The sequence below is a fragment of the Mesorhizobium sp. WSM4810 genome (genome assembly GCF_055811235.1).
Map to the genome: position 1 here is coordinate 1 of NZ_JBVVQV010000023.1, position 20,730 is coordinate 20,730.

Annotated in this window: 20 protein-coding genes and 3 pseudogenes; 14 read left to right on the forward strand and 9 right to left on the reverse strand. The window is 60.8% G+C overall.

Annotation, left to right across the window (positions count from 1 at the left end; translation table 11 throughout):
• The first annotated feature begins 218 nt into the window (after positions 1-218).
• The 5 genes from AC0L3O_RS26385 (at position 219) to AC0L3O_RS26405 (ending at position 3,649) form a co-directional block, all read left to right on the forward strand.
• On the forward strand, positions 219-497 hold the full coding sequence (locus AC0L3O_RS26385) for a hypothetical protein (RefSeq protein WP_473616992.1): 279 nt from the start codon (positions 219-221) through the stop codon (positions 495-497).
• 451 nt (positions 498-948) lie between these two features.
• Positions 949-1,209, forward strand: a complete 261-nt coding sequence (locus tag AC0L3O_RS26390) for a DUF982 domain-containing protein (protein WP_473616993.1) — start codon at positions 949-951, stop codon at positions 1,207-1,209.
• Between the two features lie 187 nt (positions 1,210-1,396).
• Positions 1,397-1,645: a DUF982 domain-containing protein gene (locus tag AC0L3O_RS26395; protein ID WP_473616994.1), complete on the forward strand. Its 249-nt coding sequence runs from the start codon at positions 1,397-1,399 to the stop codon at positions 1,643-1,645.
• Positions 1,646-2,161: 516 nt separating this feature from the next.
• On the forward strand, positions 2,162-3,247 hold the full coding sequence (locus tag AC0L3O_RS26400) for an HPP family protein (RefSeq protein ID WP_473616996.1): 1,086 nt from the start codon (positions 2,162-2,164) through the stop codon (positions 3,245-3,247).
• Positions 3,248-3,376: 129 nt separating this feature from the next.
• Positions 3,377-3,649 carry a hypothetical protein gene (locus AC0L3O_RS26405; RefSeq protein ID WP_473616997.1) on the forward strand — a complete coding sequence of 91 codons (273 nt, stop codon included), beginning with the start codon at positions 3,377-3,379 and terminating at the stop codon, positions 3,647-3,649.
• 341 nt (positions 3,650-3,990) lie between these two features.
• Here AC0L3O_RS26405 and AC0L3O_RS26410 read toward each other — a convergent pair whose 3' ends face one another.
• From AC0L3O_RS26410 to AC0L3O_RS26425, 4 genes are all read right to left on the reverse strand, one after another.
• Positions 3,991-4,212 carry a hypothetical protein gene (locus AC0L3O_RS26410; RefSeq protein ID WP_473616998.1) on the reverse strand — a complete coding sequence of 74 codons (222 nt, stop codon included), beginning with the start codon at positions 4,210-4,212 and terminating at the stop codon, positions 3,991-3,993.
• A gap of 358 nt (positions 4,213-4,570) precedes the next feature.
• Positions 4,571-5,686 (reverse strand): alanine dehydrogenase, encoded by a 1,116-nt coding sequence (gene ald / locus AC0L3O_RS26415; RefSeq protein WP_473616999.1) that lies wholly within the window; start codon positions 5,684-5,686, stop codon positions 4,571-4,573.
• A gap of 482 nt (positions 5,687-6,168) precedes the next feature.
• Complete coding sequence (locus AC0L3O_RS26420; protein ID WP_473617001.1) at positions 6,169-8,061, reverse strand: ABC transporter ATP-binding protein; 1,893 nt, start codon at positions 8,059-8,061, stop codon at positions 6,169-6,171.
• Positions 8,061-9,947 (reverse strand): ABC transporter ATP-binding protein, encoded by a 1,887-nt coding sequence (locus tag AC0L3O_RS26425; protein ID WP_473617002.1) that lies wholly within the window; start codon positions 9,945-9,947, stop codon positions 8,061-8,063. Before AC0L3O_RS26425 ends, AC0L3O_RS26420 begins: the two co-directional genes overlap by 1 nt.
• 214 nt (positions 9,948-10,161) lie before the next feature.
• Here AC0L3O_RS26425 and AC0L3O_RS26430 point away from each other — a divergent pair, with 214 nt between their 5' ends.
• Both AC0L3O_RS26430 and AC0L3O_RS26435 read left to right on the forward strand, forming a co-directional pair.
• Positions 10,162-10,314 carry a cold-shock protein gene (locus AC0L3O_RS26430; RefSeq protein WP_473533623.1) on the forward strand — a complete coding sequence of 51 codons (153 nt, stop codon included), beginning with the start codon at positions 10,162-10,164 and terminating at the stop codon, positions 10,312-10,314.
• A gap of 147 nt (positions 10,315-10,461) precedes the next feature.
• Positions 10,462-10,608 (forward strand): hypothetical protein, encoded by a 147-nt coding sequence (locus AC0L3O_RS26435; RefSeq protein WP_189407548.1) that lies wholly within the window; start codon positions 10,462-10,464, stop codon positions 10,606-10,608.
• Here AC0L3O_RS26435 and AC0L3O_RS26440 read toward each other — a convergent pair.
• From AC0L3O_RS26440 to AC0L3O_RS26450, 3 genes are all read right to left on the reverse strand, one after another.
• On the reverse strand, positions 10,605-11,054 hold the full coding sequence (locus tag AC0L3O_RS26440; RefSeq protein ID WP_473617003.1) for a hypothetical protein: 450 nt from the start codon (positions 11,052-11,054) through the stop codon (positions 10,605-10,607). The genes AC0L3O_RS26435 and AC0L3O_RS26440 overlap by 4 nt on opposite strands.
• A 235-nt stretch (positions 11,055-11,289) precedes the next feature.
• Entirely contained in the window at positions 11,290-11,754 is a 465-nt protein-coding gene (locus tag AC0L3O_RS26445; RefSeq protein ID WP_473617005.1) for a Ros/MucR family transcriptional regulator, read from the reverse strand.
• A gap of 313 nt (positions 11,755-12,067) precedes the next feature.
• Positions 12,068-12,703, reverse strand: a complete 636-nt coding sequence (locus AC0L3O_RS26450; RefSeq protein WP_473617006.1) for a DUF309 domain-containing protein — start codon at positions 12,701-12,703, stop codon at positions 12,068-12,070.
• 405 nt (positions 12,704-13,108) lie between these two features.
• On the opposite strand from AC0L3O_RS26450, the gene AC0L3O_RS26455 reads away from it, so the two are divergent.
• The 6 genes and pseudogenes from AC0L3O_RS26455 (at position 13,109) to AC0L3O_RS26480 (ending at position 18,007) form a co-directional block, all read left to right on the forward strand.
• Entirely contained in the window at positions 13,109-13,411 is a 303-nt protein-coding gene (locus tag AC0L3O_RS26455; protein WP_473617007.1) for a DUF982 domain-containing protein, read from the forward strand.
• Between the two features lie 204 nt (positions 13,412-13,615).
• Positions 13,616-13,864, forward strand: a complete 249-nt coding sequence (locus AC0L3O_RS26460) for a DUF982 domain-containing protein (protein ID WP_473617009.1) — start codon at positions 13,616-13,618, stop codon at positions 13,862-13,864.
• A gap of 258 nt (positions 13,865-14,122) precedes the next feature.
• Positions 14,123-14,403: pseudogene (locus tag AC0L3O_RS26465) on the forward strand (DNA -binding domain-containing protein).
• A gap of 351 nt (positions 14,404-14,754) precedes the next feature.
• A pseudogene (locus tag AC0L3O_RS26470) lies at positions 14,755-15,685 on the forward strand (TauD/TfdA dioxygenase family protein).
• 139 nt (positions 15,686-15,824) lie between these two features.
• Entirely contained in the window at positions 15,825-15,938 is a 114-nt protein-coding gene (locus AC0L3O_RS26475) for a hypothetical protein (RefSeq protein ID WP_287342370.1), read from the forward strand.
• A gap of 1,385 nt (positions 15,939-17,323) precedes the next feature.
• A complete protein-coding gene (locus AC0L3O_RS26480; RefSeq protein WP_473481971.1) occupies positions 17,324-18,007 on the forward strand; it encodes a hypothetical protein in 684 nt (227 codons plus the stop codon).
• 1,006 nt (positions 18,008-19,013) lie between these two features.
• On the opposite strand, the gene AC0L3O_RS26485 is transcribed toward AC0L3O_RS26480, so the two are convergent.
• Positions 19,014-19,571, reverse strand: coding sequence for a LysR substrate-binding domain-containing protein (locus AC0L3O_RS26485; RefSeq protein ID WP_473617010.1), 558 nt, complete (start codon positions 19,569-19,571; stop codon positions 19,014-19,016).
• Between the two features lie 214 nt (positions 19,572-19,785).
• Positions 19,786-19,920, reverse strand: a pseudogene (locus AC0L3O_RS26490) (LysR family transcriptional regulator); the annotation flags it as partial.
• 102 nt (positions 19,921-20,022) lie between these two features.
• On the opposite strand from AC0L3O_RS26490, the gene AC0L3O_RS26495 reads away from it, so the two are divergent.
• Complete coding sequence (locus tag AC0L3O_RS26495) at positions 20,023-20,601, forward strand: hypothetical protein (RefSeq protein WP_473617012.1); 579 nt, start codon at positions 20,023-20,025, stop codon at positions 20,599-20,601.
• Positions 20,602-20,730: the final 129 nt, after the last annotated feature.

Sequence of the window (20,730 nt, forward strand, 5' to 3'; positions counted from 1 at the left end):
GAATCGACGGCCAGCCGAACAGTCTTGAGCTTTTTGCAATTCATCATAACCTGAGTGGCATCGCCAAAAGGAGCGCTCATCGCTTCGGCAGGCACTTGCAGACCATGATCGGAATGTCGTGTTGAGACGATATTCCCCTCGGGTTCGGGTAGCCTATCGAATCGAAATCTTCGACCAGTTGTTTCCGGAGCCCGATATCGTGATGAAATACACAGACGTTGAACCAGGTCTTGAAGATGAAGTCCCCTGGGGAAAGCCTGACCGCCTACGACAAGGAGCACTTCAAGACCTACTTGAGATTCCTGGACGCCTCCGCCGACGATGCCAGTTATGAGGAGATGGCGCAGGTCATCCTCGGCATCGATCCGGCGGAAGAGCCGGTGCGCGCGCGGAAAGCTGCGAAGCCATCTCGATCGGGCGAACTGGATGGTGACGACCGGTTACAAGGAGTTGTTCGCGTAAATGAGGGTGAACGGGCGGCGACACACGCTGCTTGATTCAGACGTGATCACGGCGTCCGCCACAAGAATGGCATGACATCCGGGCCTGCGGGATTGCAGGCTTCCGCTGACGTCTATCCATTGTCAAGCTCCGCTCCTCGTACAGGCAGAAGATTCGCTGCGCCGATGCGTCTGTGCGTGGCCATGCAGGTCAGCGGCGGCCGCTCGTCATACTTGGCCGCCGCAGCAAGTCGGAGAAGATGAAGCCGTGTTCTGGTGGCAGGTCAAAGCCGGACGATGTTCCAGGTTCTTCGTAGGGACCATGTAAGATATGCCACTTGGTGCGTCCACCGCACTAGCGGAGTCGGCTTGCTCGCCTACCGGGATTTCTCGCCGCTACTTTCTCTTGGAGATCGTCATCGCCCTGACAACACACTTTGCTAGGTCGGCGGATGTCGATGAGGTGCCTGTTCACGCAAACCACTGTTCAGCAGGTCGGGAGGATCGAATGAACTCTGAGGCTTTCAGCAGCCCGCTTTTCGCGAGACGTGCAGCGTACATCGTGCAAGAGATCGCCAGTCTTGCGGACGCTGTCGATTTCCTCAACGAATGGCCACATGATCGCAGAGATCTGATCCACGAAGCCGCCCTCAAGGCGTGCTTTGATGCATACGATCGGCGAAAACCTGTGAGTGCAGCGCGCAACGCCTTTTTCGGCTTTGCAAAGCGGGCCGCGATTTTGGAAGATGCAACCTCCGCCATGCAGTAGCTCGCTGCCTGCAAGTCGGGCAGTGGAAAAGTGCGAGCCTAGGCGTCGGCGACCCGTGTGAGGCTGGCGCGGGCTGGTCAAGAGGGCATTGTTTCGACAGTTCACAGTTGGCAGCGGAACCGGCTCTGCTCGGCAAAGAGGTCGAACTGGGCCTATTTACGCATGATCGCCTTTGGGGGGCGGAGAGATGACCGGCTTGCAGAGATTTGAGAGGCCGGTTGTTGTTCAGGTTGGCCGCCGCAGCTCAGAGCATATTGTATTCGATGTCAATGAGGCGGCGGCTATCCTGCTGCGAGATCTTCATCGTGAGACCGAGAAACGGAGGGTAGCGATGGACGCCTGTCTGCAGGTATTGCGTGGTAATGCTCATCCACCAACTGCTCGAAGAGCTTTCGTGGCAGCCGCGCTCGAAGCAAAGATCCTGCGCTGCGATTAAATCCTGGGATGCTGGCCCAAAGGATTCGTTCATCTTCGCGTCGGGGCAGCTCTCGCGCAACCGATGAGCACGGTGTAATTAACTCTGTCACGGGGTCCCTTCGAGGACGAGGCGCTGCTTGTCATGGACAGGCGAGCGCGCCCGAACTGATGTTGCTAGCGAGCGAAAGCGCAGGGACGGTTGCTGAGTTTTTGAGAATCGTCGTCGGCGCATCTCGCTGTTACTGAGCGAAGATCCAATGCTCACGCGAATTCTTCCCCGGAACGATCAGCGGTAAGCGAGAGCGTTCCGCCATGCCGGGAGGAAGTCGATACTATCCTTTTGCGGTAGAAGTTTCTTCGCGCCAAGGCTCTGGCGCAATTTGAAAGGCACAAGCCGCTGGCGGCGGACTGCCCACCTTGCTGCGCGCAATAATATTCTCCCTGGCCGCGAACATTCGGATTTGTTTGACTTTCAAATCCGTGGCTTCGGCGGCATTGCGGACAGCGCAGAGTTCCACTCGTTCCAAGGCTTAGCATGGGGTCTCGCCTCTTCGTCCCAATCCTCGCCGGCGCGACGTTGCGCGAGCGGCTGCTCGCCTGCATCGGCGCCACGATCGGCATTGCGCTGACCGGTGTGATCAGCGGGCTCGCCATGGGCGGCGGGCCACATGTGGCGCTGCTGGTGGCCCCGATGGGCGCCTCCGCCGTCCTGCTCTTTGCCGTGCCGTCGAGCCCGCTCGCGCAGCCCTGGTCGATCATCGGCGGCAATTCGATCTCTGCAATGGTCGGCGTGACGGTGGCGCATTTCGTGCACGACCCGGTGATCGCGTCGGGCCTCGCTGTGGCGCTGGCGATCGCCGCCATGTCATTCACGCGTAGCCTGCATCCGCCGGGCGGTGCCGCGGCGCTGACGGCCGTGCTCGGCGGACCGGCCGTGCTCAGCTTCGGCTTCCTGTTCCCGTTGGTGCCGGTGGCGCTGAACTCGACAATTTTGGTGGCGCTCGGCTTGGTTTTCCACCGGCTGTCACGGCGCAACTATCCGCATGTCCATGCACTCGCCGCCAGCAGCCACGGCACCGCCGATCCGCCGCCCGCGAAGCGCGTCGGCTTCCGTCCCGAGGATGTCGATGCGGCACTCGCTGCTTTGGACGAAACTTTCGACATTGGCCGTGACGACCTTGAGAGGCTGCTGCGGCAGGTCGAGCTGCAGGCGATGGTGCGCTCGCACCGCACGCTGCTGTGCCGGGACATCATGTCCCGCGACGTGATTTCGGTGCCGGAAAATGCCACCGCCGACGAGGCCCGAAAGCAGCTTCTCGACCACAACATCCGCACCTTGCCAGTGGCCGATGCCGAGGCAAAGCTGGTCGGCGCCGTCGGTCTGCGCGAGCTGACGCAGACGACCGAAACGGTGAAGGGCGTGATCTCGAAGGCAGGCACCGCCTCGCCCGAGACGCCGGCGATGAGCCTGCTTCCCGTGCTCACCGACGGCCGCAGCCATGCCGTCGTCATCGTCGATGCCGAGCGGCGCATCCTCGGCCTGATCACCCAGACCGACCTGCTGGCGGCGGCGGCGCGCGTGCAGGTGACAGACAAGTCGCCGCTCAAAGCAGTGGCATAGCGGCCGCCTAACAGCGCAGGTTCGGGAACTTTTTGCCGCAGGCGCATCCAATCCAGGGGCGAACCCTGTTTGACTAGAGATCGGTTCGCGATGAGTAAGCCCGCAATTCTTACCACGGCCGATGATGCCATGGCCGCCGAAATGGCGCTGGTGCGCGGCGCTTTTGAGGGTTTGCGCAAGATCGTCGTCCCCGAAGGAGAAGAACCGGCAGCGAACGTGCTGCGGGTCAGCGACGTCGTGTTCGCCAGCGCCTATTACCCGCGCACACTCGAAATGCTTGACAAGGAGGGCTACAAGGTCGTGCTGTTGAATACGGCCGAGACGGATCCCGCACCTTGGCCGTGCGTGTCTTCCGGCCCGATCATCGGTTTCTTCGACCGGGCATCTCCTGCCACATCTTGAGCAGATGCAGCACGCGCCGATCAACGATCCGGCGCGCCACCGATAGCTCGGCATCGGGAATACTTCCGAAGTAAGATCGACGCGGGGCATGCGAAGGTGCTCGACGCCGGGCTCTTGCCGGAGGCCGACCATAGTCTTGGGCCCTGGCTCGCGGACACGGTGCTGGCTCAAAAATTGCTGGCCAGTCCCGTAGCGTTCCTCGGCGCACATCTTTTTGCCACCAGGCCAGCGGCCGCAAGAGAACGTAGCTGTTTGGTGCGCTCGGATTTGCCGACAATCAGTCGCGCGCCTTCTTCCTGGTGCGACCTCTCTCTGACCGGGACCGACTCCTAAGCTTCAGACTACGACGCCAACAACAGGCTGATCCTGGTCAATCTCATACGCGCCAATCGCCGCGCCGGGTTGTGGAACCTCCCGCGGGTGGATTCTACGACAAACACCAGGGTCATAAGATCAAGCAGGAAGTCATCGATAGCTTGGGCGAGTGTTTCTGACCTACCTTTGAACCGATCCAGCAAAACGCGCGCCTTATCGATCGCATCCACGCTGGCCTCATCGATCAACGTCTCGATCCTCTGGAGACAATCCAATTTCGAAACTCCCTCAAAGCCCTTGCGTGGGCGATTTGGATTTAGCCCGACAATGGCGCTCAGGATGGTTCGTCCACATTTCGCTGTCGAACGCGCGGGGAGGGGCCCTGGTGATCGTCGCATCAGGAAAGCCGGGGATTTCGGCTGGCGATGTCCAGGTTCGGATTGCGCGTTCAGCTTCCTCGTCGACCAGCGTTTCGCCCCGACGGGCTGCACCGCAAGATTGACGGAAAGGGGAGGGGGAAGACGCATCTTGCCAATCATCACCAAGAAAAAAACCCGCCGGCAGGAACCGGCGGGCGAGGCAGGAGGAACTTTCGGGCCTGGAATATCAGGCGGCTAGGGCCGTTTTGGGCTCCGCCATTTCGTAGCCCAGCGCTTCAGCGACGGCGCGGTTGGTGATCTTGCCCTTGTGGACGTTGAGGCCGTTGCGCAGATGGTGATCGTCGATCAGCGCCTTCAGGCCCTTGTCGGCGAGCTGCAGGCCGTAGTGAAGCGTTGCGTTGTTGAGCGCGTGGGCCGAAGTGACCGGCACCGCACCTGGCATATTGGCGACGCAATAGTGAACGACGCCGTCGACCTCATAGGTCGGCGCGGCATGAGTTGTGGCGTGCGAGGTCTCGAAGCAGCCGCCTTGGTCGATGGCGACGTCGACAAGCACCGAGCCTTTCTTCATGCCCGACAGCATCTCGCGCGATACGAGTTTCGGCGCGGCGGCGCCCGGGATCAGCACGGCGCCGACGACGATGTCGGCCGAAAAACATTCCTCTTCCAGCGCCTCGACAGTCGAGTAGCGGGTGTGGACGCGGCCGCCGAAGATGTCGTCGAGCTGGCGCAGCCGCGGGATCGAGCGGTCGATGATGGTGACGTCGGCGCCAAGGCCGGCCGCCATCCGTGCGGCATGCAGGCCGACAACGCCGCCGCCGAGCACAGTGACCTTGCCAGGCAGCACGCCGGGCACGCCGCCGAGCAGAACGCCGCGGCCGCCATTGGCCTTCTGCAGCGCGGTGGCGCCCGCCTGGATCGACAGGCGGCCCGCGACTTCCGACATCGGCGCCAGCAGCGGCAGGCCGCCGCGGTCGTCGGTGACCGTCTCATAGGCGATGGCCGTCACGCCCGAGGCAAGCAGGCCCTTGGTCTGCTCCGGATCCGGAGCGAGATGGAGATAGGTGTAGAGGATCTGGCCGTCACGGAGCTGGACCCATTCGTTGGGCTGCGGCTCCTTGACCTTGACGATCATGTCGGACTTGGCAAACACGTCGGCGGCCGTCTTGGCGATGGTGGCGCCGGCGGCGCGATAGGCGTTGTCGTCGGCGCCGATGCCGGCGCCGGCGCCGGTCTCGACCAGCACTTCGTGGCCATGCGCGACATATTCGCGGACCGATCCCGGCGTCAGGCCGACGCGGTATTCGTGATTCTTGATTTCCCGAGGGCAGCCGACGCGCATTTGTTTCTCCTGATCCGGCCCTTTGGGCTCGTTCCCTGTATGGATGCAGTCAACCACGAATCGTTGCGCAAGTGTTTGCGAACTGGCTTGCACGAAAGAGCAAGTTTCAACAATTTTTGCGCGAGATATCGAAATTCTCGCAGGATACACGAACAATGCCGCTCGACAGGATCTATATCGCCATTCTCGAGGCATTGCAGAAGGATGGGCGGATATTCTAACGATGCGCGCACCCGGATGCAGTCTGGCTTGAATCGCCATTGCTATGAAAGACGGCTTGGCGAAATATTCCTGCTCGGCGTCGCCGCTCATGCTGGGGAAGTGCAGGACGGCGATTTACGGCTTCGGCGGCGGTGGGGTTGCTATCACCAATAAGTCGCCTCCCAAAGCCAACGCCAGAAAGTCAGAATCTCTGTGCACGGTCATTACTTCGACTTAGCAGAAGGCGGCAGGGGCTATCTGTCCGGCCCAGCGAGGCCTGCTCACGTCGCTTTGCCGACGGCCGCGTCCATTCCCATCTCTTCCTCGGAAATGTCGTCGAACGAAGCGTAGTTCATGTTGTAGAGACGGGCGTAGAGGCCTTTTTTTGCCATCAGCTGTTCGTGGTTGCCGCTTTCGACGATCTCGCCGTTCTGCAGCACGATGATTCGGTCGGCGCCGCGGATGGTGGCCAGGCGATGGGCAATAACCAGCCCTGTCCGGCCTTCCAGCAGTTTTATCAGCGCCTTCTGGATCAGCATCTCCGTATAGGAATCGATGCTGGCCGTGGCTTCGTCGAGCACAAGGATCTTGGCGTCGGCGACCAGCGCCCGCGCGAAACTGATCAGCTGGCGCTGGCCGAGCGAGAGATTGCCGCCACGCTGTTCGAGTTCGGTGTCGTAGCCATCGGGTAAGTTCTCGATAAAGTCGTGCGCGCCGACGGCCAGTGCGGCGCGCACCACCTCCTCGCGGCTGGCGCCGGTTTTATGATAGCGGATGTTCTCCAGCACCGTTCCTGAGAACAGGAACGGCTCCTGCAGCACCATTGCCACCTGCTCTCCGAGCGAATCCTGTGTCAGGTCGCGCACATCGTGCCCGCCGACCAGGACCTGGCCTGACCAGACATCGTAGAAACGGTGCACCAGCGCCATCGAGCTCGACTTGCCCGATCCGGTCGGGCCGACAAGTGCTACAGTCTCGCCCGGGTTGACGCGGAAGGAGACGTTCTTCAGCACCGGCTGGTTCTGCCGGTAGCCGAAGGTGACGTTCCTGAACTCGACCGAGCCGTCCATGTCGCGCGACAGCTTAACAGCATTGCCCTTATCGCTGACGTCCACCGGCACGTCGAGCACTTCGGAGATGCGCTGGCCCGAAGCCATGGCGCGCTGCATCACGCTGTACTGCATGGTGAGCGAGCGGATCGGGTCGAAGAAGCGCTGGATGTAGAACAGGAACGCCACCATGATGCCGACGTCGAGGTTTTGCGATAGCACCATCGAGCCGCCCACGACGATGACTGTCGCCATGGCGAACCCGGTCAGCGTGTCGACGATCGGCACCATCACCTGCGCATACTTGGCCGACCTCAGATGGGCGTTGAGATTGGCCAGCACCTTCTCGTCATAAAGATCGAAATTGACATGCTGGCGTTCCAGGCTCTGTACCGTGCGCACGCCATGGATGCCTTCGGCCAGCGCACCGTTGGCGATCGAGTTGGTTTCATGCGCCGCCATGAAGGCGACCTTGGCGCGCGGCAGCCAGAACAGGCGCACGATGAACAGCACCGGCATGGTCGACAGCGTCAGCAGCCCGAGCCGGAAATCGAGCCAGAGCAGGACGCTGACGATGCCGAACAACAGCACGATGTCGCCCACCGACATCACCGACGTTTCAAGGAATTCCTGCATCGAATTCACGTCGCCCTGCAGGCGCGACATCAGCCGGCCGACCTCGGTCTTGTCCATGAAGCCCAGCGAGACCCGCTGCAGGTGGCTGAACATGGCGCGGCGCAGGTCGGAGAGCACGTTTTCGGCCACCTTGCCGACGACGCTCTCCTGCACATAGCTGGCGCCGTAGTTGATGAGGATGATCGTCGCGAAGGCGCCCGTCGCCCAGATCATCACCGATTGGTCGAGCCTGCCCGCCGCCATGCCGTGGTCGATGGCGTAGCGGATGACCAGCGGGATCGCCAGCTGCGTCAGCGTGAACACCAGGACCGCGGCGACCGAGATGAAAATCCGGCCCCGATACGGTTCCACGAAGCTCCAGATGCGCTGCACGATACGCGGATCATAGGCCTTGCCGAAGACTTCTTCCTCGTCGCGGTGCGAGCCGACGACCGCCTTTGTCGGCCGCCCGCTGGTGTCTTCCTTCTCGTCGCCGCTATGTGTCGACATCACCCGGCTCCCGTTACAACGGGTCGGTCGTCGTCCGGCCGCAGCTGCAGGTCGTAAAGGGCGCGGTAGCGTCCGCCGAGCGCCAGCAGTTCCTCATGCGTGCCGCGCTCGACGATCCGGCCGCCCTCCACGAACAGGATATGGTCGGCATGCATCAGTGAACTCAGCCGGTGCGAGACGATGAGCGTCACGCGGTCGTTGGCGAAGCGTTTCATCGCTGCCCGGATCCGCTGCTCGGTGCCGGCGTCGATGGCAGCAGTGGAATCGTCGAAGACCAGCACCGATGGCCGCAGCATCAGGCTGCGCGCGATGGTCAGGCGCTGGCGCTGGCCGCCGGAAAGCGACGCGCCGCGTTCGCCAACGACTGTGGTGTAGCCGGCGGGAAGCCCGATGATGTAGTTGTGCAATTGGGCATACTCGGCGGCTTGCCCGATGCGGGTCTCGCGCGCCCATGGATTGCCGTAGGCGATGTTGTTCTCGATCGAGGTGGTGAACAGGAATGCGTCCTGCTGCACCACGCCGACCGCCTTGCGCAGCGATTGCAGCGTGACCATCCTGATGTCCTGGCCATCGATGGTGATGGCGCCTGGCGTCACATCGTAGAAGCGCGGGATCAGGTGCGCGATGGTCGACTTGCCGCTGCCGGGCGGACCGACAATGCCGATGGTTTCGCCGGACCTTGCCTCGAAGGAGATCCCGGATAGCGTCGGGCGGCCAGCGCCCGCGTAGCGGAAGCCGACATCGTCGAAGCGCAGCACACCGTCAGTGACGACAAGGTCCCTGGCGTCGGGCGCGTCCTCGATATCGAGTTCGGTGTCCAGCAGTTCGAACAGTCGCGTGCCGCAGGTCGAAGCGCGGGCGAATGAATTGACCATCAGGCCGAGCTGGCGCACTGGCATCTGTAATATGGTCATGAAGGTGAGGAACTGGGCCAGCGTGCCGACGCTGATCTGGCCCGCAACCACCTTCTGGCCGCCGAACCAGAGCACCAAGCCCATGGCGGCGAGGAACGAGAAGTTCATGGCGCTGGTGTTGCTGACGCGGATGCCGACGCGCTGATTGGCGAGGTCCAGCGCATCCTGCTTGGCGCGGTCGAACTTTTCCAGCTCATGCCGCTGCGCCGCAAAAGCACGCACGACACGGATGCCACCGAGGTTCTCATCCATCACCCGGCTCAGCACCGACAGCCGCTCTTGCAACGTCAGCCAGGTGCTGCGCAGCGCCAGCTGCGTGACCGAGGACCGCCAGGCGACGAATGGCACAAAGCTCAGGCTGAGCAGCCCGAGCACGAGATCGGTGCTGATCAGCAGATAAGCGCCGACGCCGATCAGCACCCCGAGCAGCACGACGCGCAGGATGCCGGTGGAGAAGAACATGCGCACGCCGTCGAGATCGAGCAGGCCGAGCGTGATGAGATCGCCGGTATGGACCCGGTCGTGGAAGGAGAAGCTCAGGCGCTGGATCTTCTCATAGAAAGCCAGCCGCAGTTCATAGCCGGTCCGGTGGCCGACGGCCTCGCCATAGTAGTTCTGCGCCATGGTGAAGAGGCCGCGCAGGATGCTGACGACGAGCAGCGTGAGCGCCGTGTTCCACAGCGCGCGCTCTGCCGCAGGACCAGCACCAGCAGTCAAGACGCCCTGCGCCTGATCGATGGCGCGTCCCAGCAAGCTCGGAATGAAAAGCTGCAGCGTCGCGGCAATGAAGGTCGAACCGATGGTGATGGCGACTTGCCAGGGATGGCGCAGCGTCATTCGCACGATACGCAGCAGGGTGCTGAGGCCTTTGCCCCAGGAGGCTTCCGCCACATGGACAAACGATTTGCCGCGCTTCGCCGCGCCGCTGGTTGCATCCGTACGCAAAGGAAATACCCAGACCAATCCGGACATTAGCCCGGACGAATGAAGCAGACTCAATTCAGATGGCGATGTTACGCGTGTCCGACTTGACCGTTCAAGGGGCCAATGGCGGCATCGCACTGTGCCTGAAAGGCGTGCTGCCATTGGTCGTCGCGATCGTATTTGATGAGTGATGAGGCGAAGGCATTCATGGCCATAGGCGAGAGTTTTGCCAAGCATGAGACCGTGAAGCATTCCAGGCTTCATTGCTCCCGACAACGGTGAGAAAGACGTTTTCGTTCATGCCACCGCGTTGAACCGCTCAGGGCTCAGCGTGCTGGTGGAGGGACAGAACGTGTTTGTCGAATGCGGGCAGGGCAAAAAAGGCCTGGAAGTCCGGAGCATTCGCCTCGCCTAAAGCCAATATGTTGGCCAAGGGCCAAATTGCCGCTCATACAAAGAAAAAGCCCACTGCCGGGAGGAGGTGGCAGTGGGCTCGATTTGAAATGCAGCGCGGGAGGAGGTGCGCCGCACTCAGCGCCGGCATCGCATCTGGGAGGAGTAGATGGCCGACAACATGATCATATCGATCGCCGCAGATATTGCAATGCACAAATTTCATATCGCACTTGCGAAGGCGTTCCTGCGTGTAAGCATCGACATTGTCTCGAAAGATCCACCCACCAAATCTTGCAGTAGCTCGCGGCTCTAGAGATTGATGGTGCTGGTCATTTTTGCTCTCCTTTGCGTTGTCGCAAGGAGGCAGATCTGCGCCTGGATCGAAACGTCGAGCGCCGGCGCTCGTCGGCGACAAGCAGATCCGGCTGCAGCATGAGCGCGCGCGCGTGCCAGGCCGATGCGCTGCCTTTCAACATGCAATCCTCGGGCCTTTCGCGCGGGAGGCCGCTGACGATTGCGGCTTCGGTCGAGATGCGGCGGACGCGATGGCGCGGATTGAGGGAGGCGAAGGAATAGCGAATTCGGCCGGAGGCGTTTCGCCGCGTCGATCGTGCTGATGTCGCCAGGCATAGCTTCTTCACAAGACGGCAGCGTCAGGTTGGCGCGTTCGAGGCAGCCCTTGGCCTGCGGGCTGTTGGCGCACATGATGTCGATGTTCAGCTGGAGTACGCGGTGACGGAACCTTGCTTGCAGCTTCATGCCGGACTGCGGTCGATCCGCCACTGATATGGTGGTGGCGTGCCAGCCTAGTCGCCAACGATGCGATCCTTGTAGATGCGTGGGTTGTGCGAAGACTGGCTGAAATTTTCTCCTGCGTCCCGGCAAGAGCGAATGAACGCGAGGTAAGGCGTGGTTTGGTCCCCGCCTTTTCCTATTCTGCGCAGATCATGCCGATAGCAGCTGCGCGCTCCAGAACGACCCTCGAGAGATAAAGTCAAGCTGCGACCTTCTTGCCGGTCCGCTTCGCCGGCGCCGGCGTTTCCGACTCTTTCGGTTTGCGGCCGAGACCAATGGTCTTGGCCAAGGCCGAGCGCGCAGCGGCGTAATTCGGCGCGACCATGGGATAGTTCACCGGCAGGCCCCATTTGGCGCGATATTCGTCCGGCGTGAGGCCATAGTGGGTCGACAGATGGCGCTTTAGCGATTTGAACTTCTTTCCATCGTCAAGGCAGATGATGTAGTCCGCCATCACCGACTTCTTGATCGGAACAGCAGGCTTGAGAGCCTGCGGCTGTTCTGCGGAAACGCTGCCGGCCGTTCCTTTCAGTGCTGCATGTACTTGGCCGATCAGGGCGGGGAGCTCGCCCACCGGGACCGGATTGTTCGAGACATAGGCTGAGACGACATCGGCGGTAAGCTCGATGAGGGCGTCGAGGCTGTGGTCGGCTTCTTCTGTCATGAAATTCTCCGGGTGGCTTGAAGACAGCAGGCGAAGTCTTGCTACATAGTGATGGTGGTGGCTGAAGGCAATAAATGTCTCAGCAGCATAAGTATCGCCATAAGCCCTTGCTAATAGGCGTTCGCCCCGGAAATCGTTTCGGCTGCCAGGCGCCGGAACCGATATGCAGCCATGCCGTCTGAGCTTTTCTAATTCCGAAAACAACGTGACGAAATTCCGCGCTACAAGAAAATACGGTCAGGTGAGTGGAACCTGGCATTCGTCGTTCGTCAGTGACGTTGGCCCAACGGGTCCGGTCTATTCCCGGCGACTTCTACGGATGACTGTTTGTTTTTTGCCAGCTGATCGGCCCTTCGCCGGAGCTTGGTCCGAGAATGAAGTCAAACACGGGTTGGGGCTGACCGAGCGCTGTCGCCTGCAAGGCTGCCGGGATCCGTGCCGCGGCGTCCGCGTATTCGGCGAGCGCTGCGGGTGACATGCCGAGCGCACGCTCGAAGGTATGATCCGCCGTGTTCAGCCGACGAAGGAGCGCCGCGGCGCGTGCGGCATGACGCATCGCCGCCGCCTGCTTGCCCTCGCGGATCTTCACGCCGGCCGCCGATAACAGGATCAATCCCTTGAAGAGCGTCCGAAGCGGAGCGCCTCGGGCTGCAACTTGCCACAGACCCTCCCACGCCTCATGGGCTTCCCAGTAATAACCATGGTTGAAGAGGTCGAGACCCCAAAGGAATATGTCTGCGTCCAGCGACGCCTCTGCCGCCAACGGCATGGCTTCGCTATTGTAGCTATGTCCCGCGGGGTCGCGCACGGGATGCGGTTGCCTGCCCGGCAGATACGCATAGGATGGAAAGCTCTTTTCCGGCAGCCAGCGCCGGCGCAACATCGAACCAATGGCCATCAAAGCCGTATAGCACACCGTGGCCCTGAACAGATGCGCAGTTCCGTACATAGCCGCCGCATCAGGAATGTCTTGGCAAATAGTTGTCAGCCAGTCAGATCTCACGAAGCTGCGAGGTTGCGTCGGCGGTCATCGGGCAGTTCATGCGTCGCAGGCGGTCATATTGTCGGCAGTTAAACGGGGCCTTTCAATTTGTGTGGTTCATCCGCCGTTAGAGAATGACGGCACCCAGGGGATATGTTCTCAGATCAGGCCAGGAAGGAAGATAAATGCCTGAGCAGGCTTCGCCGGACTTCGCGGTGATGCGCAGCCGAACTGGTTACCGAGGATGCAGATCACGCATCTTCGTCCTCTTGAATCGTCATCGCCCTGATAGCACATTGCTGCAATGATCGGCGGGCATCGATGCGGCCCGGCGTCGCGCAAATTGGCTATGGAGCAGGTGGGAGGGAACGAATGAATGCTGAGGCTTTCAGCAGCCCCATTTTCGTGAAGCGAGCCAGCTATATCGTGCAAGAGATTGCCAGTCTTGCGGACGCTATCGATTTTCTCAATGAGTGGCCCGAGGATCGCAGAGACCTGACCTACGAGACCGCCCTGAGGGCATGTTGTGATGCATATGCTGGGCACATACCGGTAGACGCTGCCAGCAATGCCTTTGTCGGCTTTGCAAAAAGAGTTGCGATATTGGAAGACCCAACCTCCGCCATGCAGTGGATCGCTGCGTGCAAGACGGGCAGCGGAAAGGTGCAGGCGTAGGCTTCCACAAACTTTGCGACACTGGCGCAAGGCGACATTGTCGAGATCGAGCTAGCCAAATCCCGCGCCACCCAACATGAACCAGACAGCGCTCATGACGATGGCTTGGACGCCAGCGACCAAGTTTAGCTGCGAGGGTGCAGCCGAATCTTTCGGCTAAGGAAATAAATGCGAGCTGTCGCCGCTGGGCGTAGAGGGGGAGTGATGACCGGCTCGAGCAGATTTGAAAGGCCAGTCGTTGTTCAAGTTAGCCGTCACAGTTCGGAGCGTGTCGTGTTCGATGTCAATGACGCGTCCAACATCCTGCTGTGGCATCTCCATCGTCAGACCGCGAAGCGCAAGGCAGCAATGGACGCCTGTCTGCAGGTGTTGCGAGGTGAGGCTCATCCACCAGTCGCTCGGCGTGCTTTTGTGGCAGCCGCGCTCGAAGCAAAGATTCTGCGCAGCGATTGAGAGCTTGGACGCGCGCTCATGAATTTCGTTCATCTCGGCATCGCTGCAAGTTTGCCGCGCCTCGCGTGCACGCCGCCCACACGGAGGGAACTCGAGGATCTGCCGCCGTTGAGCCTGGGCTGGGCGGCAGAATATTGAAGCTGTCCCGAAGCACGGCCGCGGCGGGACATTTGCGGAGAGATCAGGGATTGTCATTTAGGACTATGATTGCTGTCTGCTTTGGCTAACCTGTCGAAGGAATATCCCACTGAAATAATGATGGAGTACCGAACTGCCATGAAAGTCGGAACGAAACCGGCAATCCAGGAAGAAGTGCCATGGTCCGACAGCCTGACCACGTAAATAAGCAGCACCACACGCTGTACCTGAGGTTCCTGGATGCGGCCGCCGATGATGCCAGCTATGAGGAGATGGCGCAGGAGATCCTCGGCATCGATCCGCTACAGGAACCGGAGCGCGCCCGCAAAGCCGCGCGAAGCCATCTTGATCGGGCGAACTGGATGGTGACGACAGGGTACAAGGAATTGTTCGCGGGATAACGGAGAATGGGCGGCAGCCCCCGCGCTCCTCAGCAGCAGAGTGGTCCAGGCGTCCACTAGCAAGGCGATCCGTTGCTTCCGCGATGGCCTTCCTGATCCGGCGCTGAATCTGCACCATCAACCCCCATCTCGCGCCGTTTCCTTGCCCAGAGAGAACTCAACACCGAGACCGCAGCAACGGAGACGGCTCTTTCGTCGAGCCAGTTTAATTTGGAACATTGTTTCTATGTTTAAGTCGATTATCTTGTTCAATAGCTCTGTTGACTCGCGATGAGACTTTCAACGCCGCGCGACATCCGCTGGCCGGATGTGACTTGCTGTCCCCTTCCAAGATCAATCAGGAGATCCCCATTGAGCAATCCAGTCCTTGTCAACCAGACCATTCCTGACTCCGACGTTGTACCGCTGACCAGCCGTGTTGGAGCTGAAATCAGAGGCGTCCGCCTTGGCGGAGACCTTTCGGACGCAGCGATAGCAGCCATCAACCAGCTTCTTCTAAAACACAAGGTGATCTTCTTCCGCGGCCAGGAGCATCTCGACGATGCGGAGCAGGAATTGTTCGCGAGGCGTCTGGGTGACCTTGTACCTCATCCGACGCAGGGGCCGGCAGCCGGCACGGCCTCAATCCTCAATCTCGATTCCGGCCGTGGCGGTGGCAGGGCAGACCAGTGGCATACCGACGTGACTTTCGTCGATGCCTATCCGAAATTCTCGGTCCTACGTGGCGTCGTCATTCCGGCGGCGGGGGGCGACACGATCTGGTCCAACACGCACGCCGCGTACGAGAATCTGCCGGCGCCGCTTAAAATATTAGCGGACAATCTGTGGGCTATTCATAGCAATGCCTACGACTACGCAGCCGTGCGCCCGCGCGCCACAGCCGAAGAGAAGAAGCACTTCGAGGAAGTCTTCACATCGACGATCTACGAGACCGAGCATCCGGTCGTGCGCGTCCATCCGGAAACCGGGGAGAAGTCGCTGCTGCTCGGCAATTTCGTGCAGCGCCTCGTCGGCCTTTCCAAGAGCGATTCTGCCAAACTCTACGAGGTGTTCCAGTCCTACGTCACTGCCCCGGAAAATACCGTGCGGTGGCGCTGGCAAGTAGGCGACGTCGCTATCTGGGACAACCGTGCTACCCAGCATTTTGCGGTCAACGACTATGGCGACCAGCACCGGGTCGTGCGTCGCGCCACGGTTGACGGTGACGTTCCGGTCAGCGTCGACGGTCGCCGCAGTATTAACCCATGTCAAGGCAGCCAAGCCGGCGGCGAAGGCAGCCTGACCGTCTGAACAGGGGAAAAGATCATGAAACTTCGTGATCGCCGCGGCCATATCGCGCTGCTTAACCGCCCCACAAAGCCTTATGATTTCCGAGCAGCAAGGCGAGTTGCTGTCTTGAGGCTTGGCCCGAAATCGAGGTCCTGCAGCGTGGCGCATGGCTCGGGTCGCTGCTCGTGGCCTCGCTGCTGCGGTACAGGTCCCTCACCGCCCCACCATCTCGCCCGCCTGCACCTCGGCGCCAAAAACATGGGTGATTATGTATTTGACCGACGCGAACGGCCGTCTTGTGCCGCTCTGCCCATTCCCCTGCGATAGCGATCATTCCACCGGTGGAGGGCCAATGCACCACTGAAGTATACAATCCAAGCTTTCAGCAACCAAGCTTTGGTCGGAGTAATGCTTGTCAGCGTCTTGGGTGACGGCCGGAGCTGGCGCGGTCATTACAATGGCCAACGCCGTGGCAGCAAGTATGATTCGTGGCCAGTGAGACCGCAATTTCTGGAGCTTCGAGCGCCCTACAGCGTCTTTTTCTGAGGTAGGCATTTTTCATTTTCCTTTTGGATCATCACGGATTTGAAGAGGATCTGGTGTTATGTCCCGTTGCGAGAGCCGGCGAAGCGGCCGATATTCATGTGGTCGAGACCTAAGTTCTCCTGAATGTTTGTTTTACGAGAACCCTTATGGCAGCCCTAGCTGACAACAGCCTGAAAGCGGTCTGCGGGATAGCGGTCCTGTGCCGATCGCAGCGAGATCCAACGGAGCTGGGGCGTCCCATGGGATGCGCAGCCTGTATTGCGTTCGGACGAATGTCATGTGAACTCCTGGGCTAAAGACTGCGCGACGGGCCATGTCGGAACACGTATCATGGCTATGAATATGCAATTGGCATGCCACCAAACGGGTTGTGAGCAGCGACCACAAATCGGAGGAGTCGCCCCCTGGCCGGCTTGATCCTAACCCTTAGGATGTCTGGATCTGAACACAGATTGTCGTCAATCGGACTCGGACAAAATGCTGTGACCAGCTTTGGCACCGGCTGACGCCAGAGTCCTCGGTTGAGAATTGCGCGCCTGAGCGCGTATGGGGCAACGGGCGATCGCCGATGCCGGTCGAGTTGCGCAGCCGTGTGTTGCTGTTAGCGTGGCGGCATAGGCCGCAGGTGTGAGCCCGCCTATCGTAGCAGAGGTGGATCCGATTGGCTTTCATTTCAGCCCTCAATGCACAGGAGAGTTAGGATACACGCCCCCCGCGCTTGGGATGATCCACCGTACAGCGAATTCCGCGAGTCAAACGAATTCGGGTTCCTCAAATATACAATCGTCGACACCGATCCTGATGGATCGAGCCTCGATGACCAAATCAACCATCTTCAAACTGAAGTGGTCAGCCGAGAGCTACCGGTCCGACATTCGCGAGGTCGGCGGTCAGCAACGATCCTGGTGATCGCCGCATCTTTCGTGTTCACATGGCCACAGTCGGCCGCATCGGTGCCGAGATCAGACCAGAAGTCGCTAATCGTTTATGTCAGTTGGCAGTTTTCGCAGCAACGTACGCCATGATGTGAGTCGTGTCTTCCAAGCGCTGATTTGGCCGGGTAGGGTTTGCAAGGGGGGCGTGAACAACCGGATGAACGAACGGAATGATACTGGAAAAACTGCGCGCCTGTTGGGCGTTTAGCCCGACCGTCGATAGGAATGTCGCCCTGGTCGAAGGCTTTCTGAAAGGCAAGAGTTTCGCCGACCTGGCGCAGGAATATAGCCTGTCGAAATCGAGGGTGCGCCAAATCATCGAGAAGGCTGATCGGCTCGTGGGCGGCGGCATCCTGACCAAGGCTGAACCGTCCAAGGCCTCGCCTCGATCCGATTTCAAGGTCGACTATCCATATGTGTGGAACCTGGCCGAGATGCACCGGCTGGGTAGCGTCACCCCGCATCATTTCTTTGCGGAGCTGGAGCGCGCCGGATCGCTGGAGCGGCTGGTTGACAAGATGAAGCGGTTGCCGTGGCGCGCACCAACGGCACGTGAGCTGGCGCGCCTCGTGTGGCAAAAGGAGAGGGGCGAGAGCCCATGGCCTGCAATGAAGCGATCAAAAGTCGTGATCGTGGAACCAAGCTGCCCTGCCGACCATCCGGATCGCGGCCTTCAATGCCAGCTCGCCTTGGAACCGGCCTTTCAGCAATTGGCTGAGCGGGCAGCGGAATCCGGCTGGACCGAGGACGAGATAGCCTACGCGCTCCTCGAGCTCGCCGGCGCGCACCTCAGGAGCAACTCTGCCAATCGCGAGACCGAGAGGGCGATTGACCGGGCCAGGGCAACGAGATGAGCGGCACCTTCGAGAAGCTTCGCCTGACCCAATAGGAACGTCGCCGCGTCATCAGTTTGGCGGTGAAGGCTGACCCCGGCCGAGTAGGGCAGACGAGCGGCAGTGCTGAAATAAGGGCGTGAGACTCCATGGTGATCTTGCGCATGGCGAAGTGACTTGTTTTTCATCAGCCTAACCAGAGGTGCCCCCGGCCTGGTCCTTGATACGATGACCGCTTCGAGTCGCCAGGCGCCACGTCGCGGCTAAGCCCGCAAAGCGGACCTTTTCGTCGCAGTCGCAAAACGTGTCAAAGGTTTCGGGATATTTGCGACGAAAAGCGGTCGTTGGGCATCAGCGCCCCGGCCAAATAAGGCATGCTTGTTGTTCAAGTTAGAGAGCTGGATCGGGAAATTTGGACAGGGGTTATAAGTGGAATTTCTGCCTGAACACGGCATAGAAGCCGGGAACAGGAGAGATCATGACGAAACGCCCCCGCCGTAATCACAGCCCTGAGTTCAAGGCGAAAGTTGCGCTTGCTGCAATCCGCGGCGAGCGGACATCGGCAATGGCTTGACCATGCCGAGCGCCAATGCCGGCGCGCTCTCGGTGCGGCCGAACCTGGCTGAAAGCGCAGCCGGCTTGGCAGGCGCTATGACCCTTGCGGGTGGCGCAGCCCTTTCCTCGATCACAGGGAACGTCCTGACGGAGGGCAACGCAACCTATGCGCGGTTCTCCATCATGCTTTTTTCGCCGGGTGCGGGCTGTTGGCGGCTGTGCTCGCGGCGCTCGTGCCAGGCGATTCTCAGTCCTGTCGGACGTGATGCTGTCCCTGATAAACACGCACTCTTTGCGCTTGAAAAAAAGCAGTGCGTGCGGCGGGGAGCCCCCGTGGCGGCTTGAATCACGACCTTCCAGCAGCAGCAATTAAGGGCAGCACAGGGTCGCGGGCGGCAACCGAAAGCTCCCATGCTAAACGACCGAGTTGCAGACAGACCAGACGTTGGTGAGGTTCTTTCAGCCTGTCCGTTCAGTTCTGGGCTGCCTTCCTCAACCAGTCGCGCATTTGTCGCGCCGGCCGGGACAGGTGCGCCGTGTCAGGGGTCAGCAGATGATACTGTTCCCGTCCCGGCAGCACCGGGCCGGGAAGCTGAACAAGACGCCCCGAGCGCAGATGCTGGCCGCAGGAGAGATGGTCTCCGATGGCAATGCCAAGGCCGCGCAGCGCCGCGTCGATGCACAGATGGGTGCGGTTGAAAAACAGGTGGTTGTCGACGTCGTCCAGCATGACGCCTGCCGCTTCGCAATAGCGTCGCCACCAGTAGAGTCCGCGCTCGTGGATCAGCCTGTGCGCGGCGTAGAAGCCTGGTGAGGCCGGATCTGGCCCCTTGGCGATCAATGCGGTCGACGCGACCGGGAACGCATTGAGATCAAGGAAGGGCTCGGAGCGAAAGCCGATCAGCGCCGCCGGTCCCCAGGTCAGCACCAGATCGACATCGCCCGGCAGGCTGCGCGGCGGGTCCGGGCGGCAGCGCAGATCGACGTTGAGCTGCAGCGCGTCCAGCGCCTCCGCCGTCAGCCGCGGCATGAGCCTGCGCCGTCAGGCGCGGCATGAGCCACACGACCGCCAGATCGGTTTCCACATCCAGAACCACTGTTCCCTTGGCGGTGCCGCGTTTCAGACGCCCGACGCCGAGCGCCAGATCGGCGAAGGACCGGGCGACGGTGCGGGCGAAAAGGCTGCCTTCGCCGGTCAGCACGACATGGCGGGCGTGGCGCTCGAAAAGTTCCACGCCCAGTTCCATCTCCAGATTGCGCACGTGGCGGCTGACGGCAGCATGGCTGACGCCCAGTTCGTCCGCCGCCGCAGCGAAGCTGCCATGCCGGGCAGCTGCTTCGAAGGCGCGGGTGGCGTTGAGGTTGGGCAGTTTGCGCATGAGACCAGCATAACAAAAGCGTTCGCTTGCAGCAAAAAATGTCGTTTGAGTGAAAGCTCACTTCGCGCGATTTCCTGGGATCCCCATCGCCAGGAGGATGCCATGACCCGAGCGCAGAACCCCCAAACCCGGATGATCGTAGAGCTGATTCTCGGCGTGACGATCTACGGCCTCGCGATGGGCACCACCTATCCGCTTCTGGGTCTCTTGCTATCGGATCGCGTGTCAGGCGCGCTCAACGGCCTGAATACGGCAGCGACCGGCCTCGGCCTCATGACCGGCGTGGTGCTGGTGCCCGGCCTCGCCCGCCGGTTGGGCGCGGGTCGAACGGCGCTGGCAGGTGTGGGGCTGCTGGCGGTGGCGCTCGTTGCACTGGCCTTCCTGCGGGACTTCTGGCCGGTTTTCGCGGCCCGCGTGATTCTGGGCTGCGGTGCGGGTCTCATGTTCATCGTAAACGGCGCTGAACGCGGCCGCGGCGCCAACTACTACTGCGGGCGGCTGCTGCGCGTGTCCCGCCTCGGACCAAGGCTGAAACGGGCAAGGGCAGAAGGAAAAGCCCTTGGCCGTCCACCGCGCCTCGATGGAACACACAGGCAGCAGGTACTCGAAGAATTGAAGAGGGGAGCTAGCATTTCTGTCTTGGCCCGAAAATTTGCCACGAGCCGGCAGACGATCAATTGAGAGGACGAAGTTTGCTGAGCGCGTCTGATCGCGGAGGCCGGCTGGGAAGGTCGCGGAAGGGCGGACTGTCGCCCTTCTTGTCGCCCGCCAGAAGGAGCGGAGCGCCAACTGCCGACGCTCTGGTACGAG

What these genes read in the sequence shown, in the direction of transcription:
- AC0L3O_RS26455 (WP_473617007.1), top strand. Translation starts at nt 13,109, where the DNA reads ATGAATGCTGAGGCTTTCAGCAGCCCCATTTTCGTGAAGCGAGCCAGC.
- AC0L3O_RS26390 (WP_473616993.1), top strand. Translation starts at nt 949, where the DNA reads ATGAACTCTGAGGCTTTCAGCAGCCCGCTTTTCGCGAGACGTGCAGCG.
- AC0L3O_RS26495 (WP_473617012.1), top strand. Translation starts at nt 20,023, where the DNA reads ATGACCCGAGCGCAGAACCCCCAAACCCGGATGATCGTAGAGCTGATT.
- AC0L3O_RS26395 (WP_473616994.1), top strand. Translation starts at nt 1,397, where the DNA reads ATGACCGGCTTGCAGAGATTTGAGAGGCCGGTTGTTGTTCAGGTTGGC.
- AC0L3O_RS26440 (WP_473617003.1), bottom strand. Translation starts at nt 11,054, where the DNA reads ATGAAGCTGCAAGCAAGGTTCCGTCACCGCGTACTCCAGCTGAACATC.
- AC0L3O_RS26435 (WP_189407548.1), top strand. Translation starts at nt 10,462, where the DNA reads ATGGCCGACAACATGATCATATCGATCGCCGCAGATATTGCAATGCAC.
- AC0L3O_RS26405 (WP_473616997.1), top strand. Translation starts at nt 3,377, where the DNA reads ATGGCCGCCGAAATGGCGCTGGTGCGCGGCGCTTTTGAGGGTTTGCGC.
- AC0L3O_RS26450 (WP_473617006.1), bottom strand. Translation starts at nt 12,703, where the DNA reads ATGTACGGAACTGCGCATCTGTTCAGGGCCACGGTGTGCTATACGGCT.
- AC0L3O_RS26445 (WP_473617005.1), bottom strand. Translation starts at nt 11,754, where the DNA reads ATGACAGAAGAAGCCGACCACAGCCTCGACGCCCTCATCGAGCTTACC.
- AC0L3O_RS26460 (WP_473617009.1), top strand. Translation starts at nt 13,616, where the DNA reads ATGACCGGCTCGAGCAGATTTGAAAGGCCAGTCGTTGTTCAAGTTAGC.
- ald (WP_473616999.1), bottom strand. Translation starts at nt 5,686, where the DNA reads ATGCGCGTCGGCTGCCCTCGGGAAATCAAGAATCACGAATACCGCGTC.
- AC0L3O_RS26425 (WP_473617002.1), bottom strand. Translation starts at nt 9,947, where the DNA reads ATGTCCGGATTGGTCTGGGTATTTCCTTTGCGTACGGATGCAACCAGC.
- AC0L3O_RS26480 (WP_473481971.1), top strand. Translation starts at nt 17,324, where the DNA reads ATGATACTGGAAAAACTGCGCGCCTGTTGGGCGTTTAGCCCGACCGTC.
- AC0L3O_RS26420 (WP_473617001.1), bottom strand. Translation starts at nt 8,061, where the DNA reads ATGTCGACACATAGCGGCGACGAGAAGGAAGACACCAGCGGGCGGCCG.
- AC0L3O_RS26485 (WP_473617010.1), bottom strand. Translation starts at nt 19,571, where the DNA reads ATGCCGCGGCTGACGGCGGAGGCGCTGGACGCGCTGCAGCTCAACGTC.
- AC0L3O_RS26400 (WP_473616996.1), top strand. Translation starts at nt 2,162, where the DNA reads ATGGGGTCTCGCCTCTTCGTCCCAATCCTCGCCGGCGCGACGTTGCGC.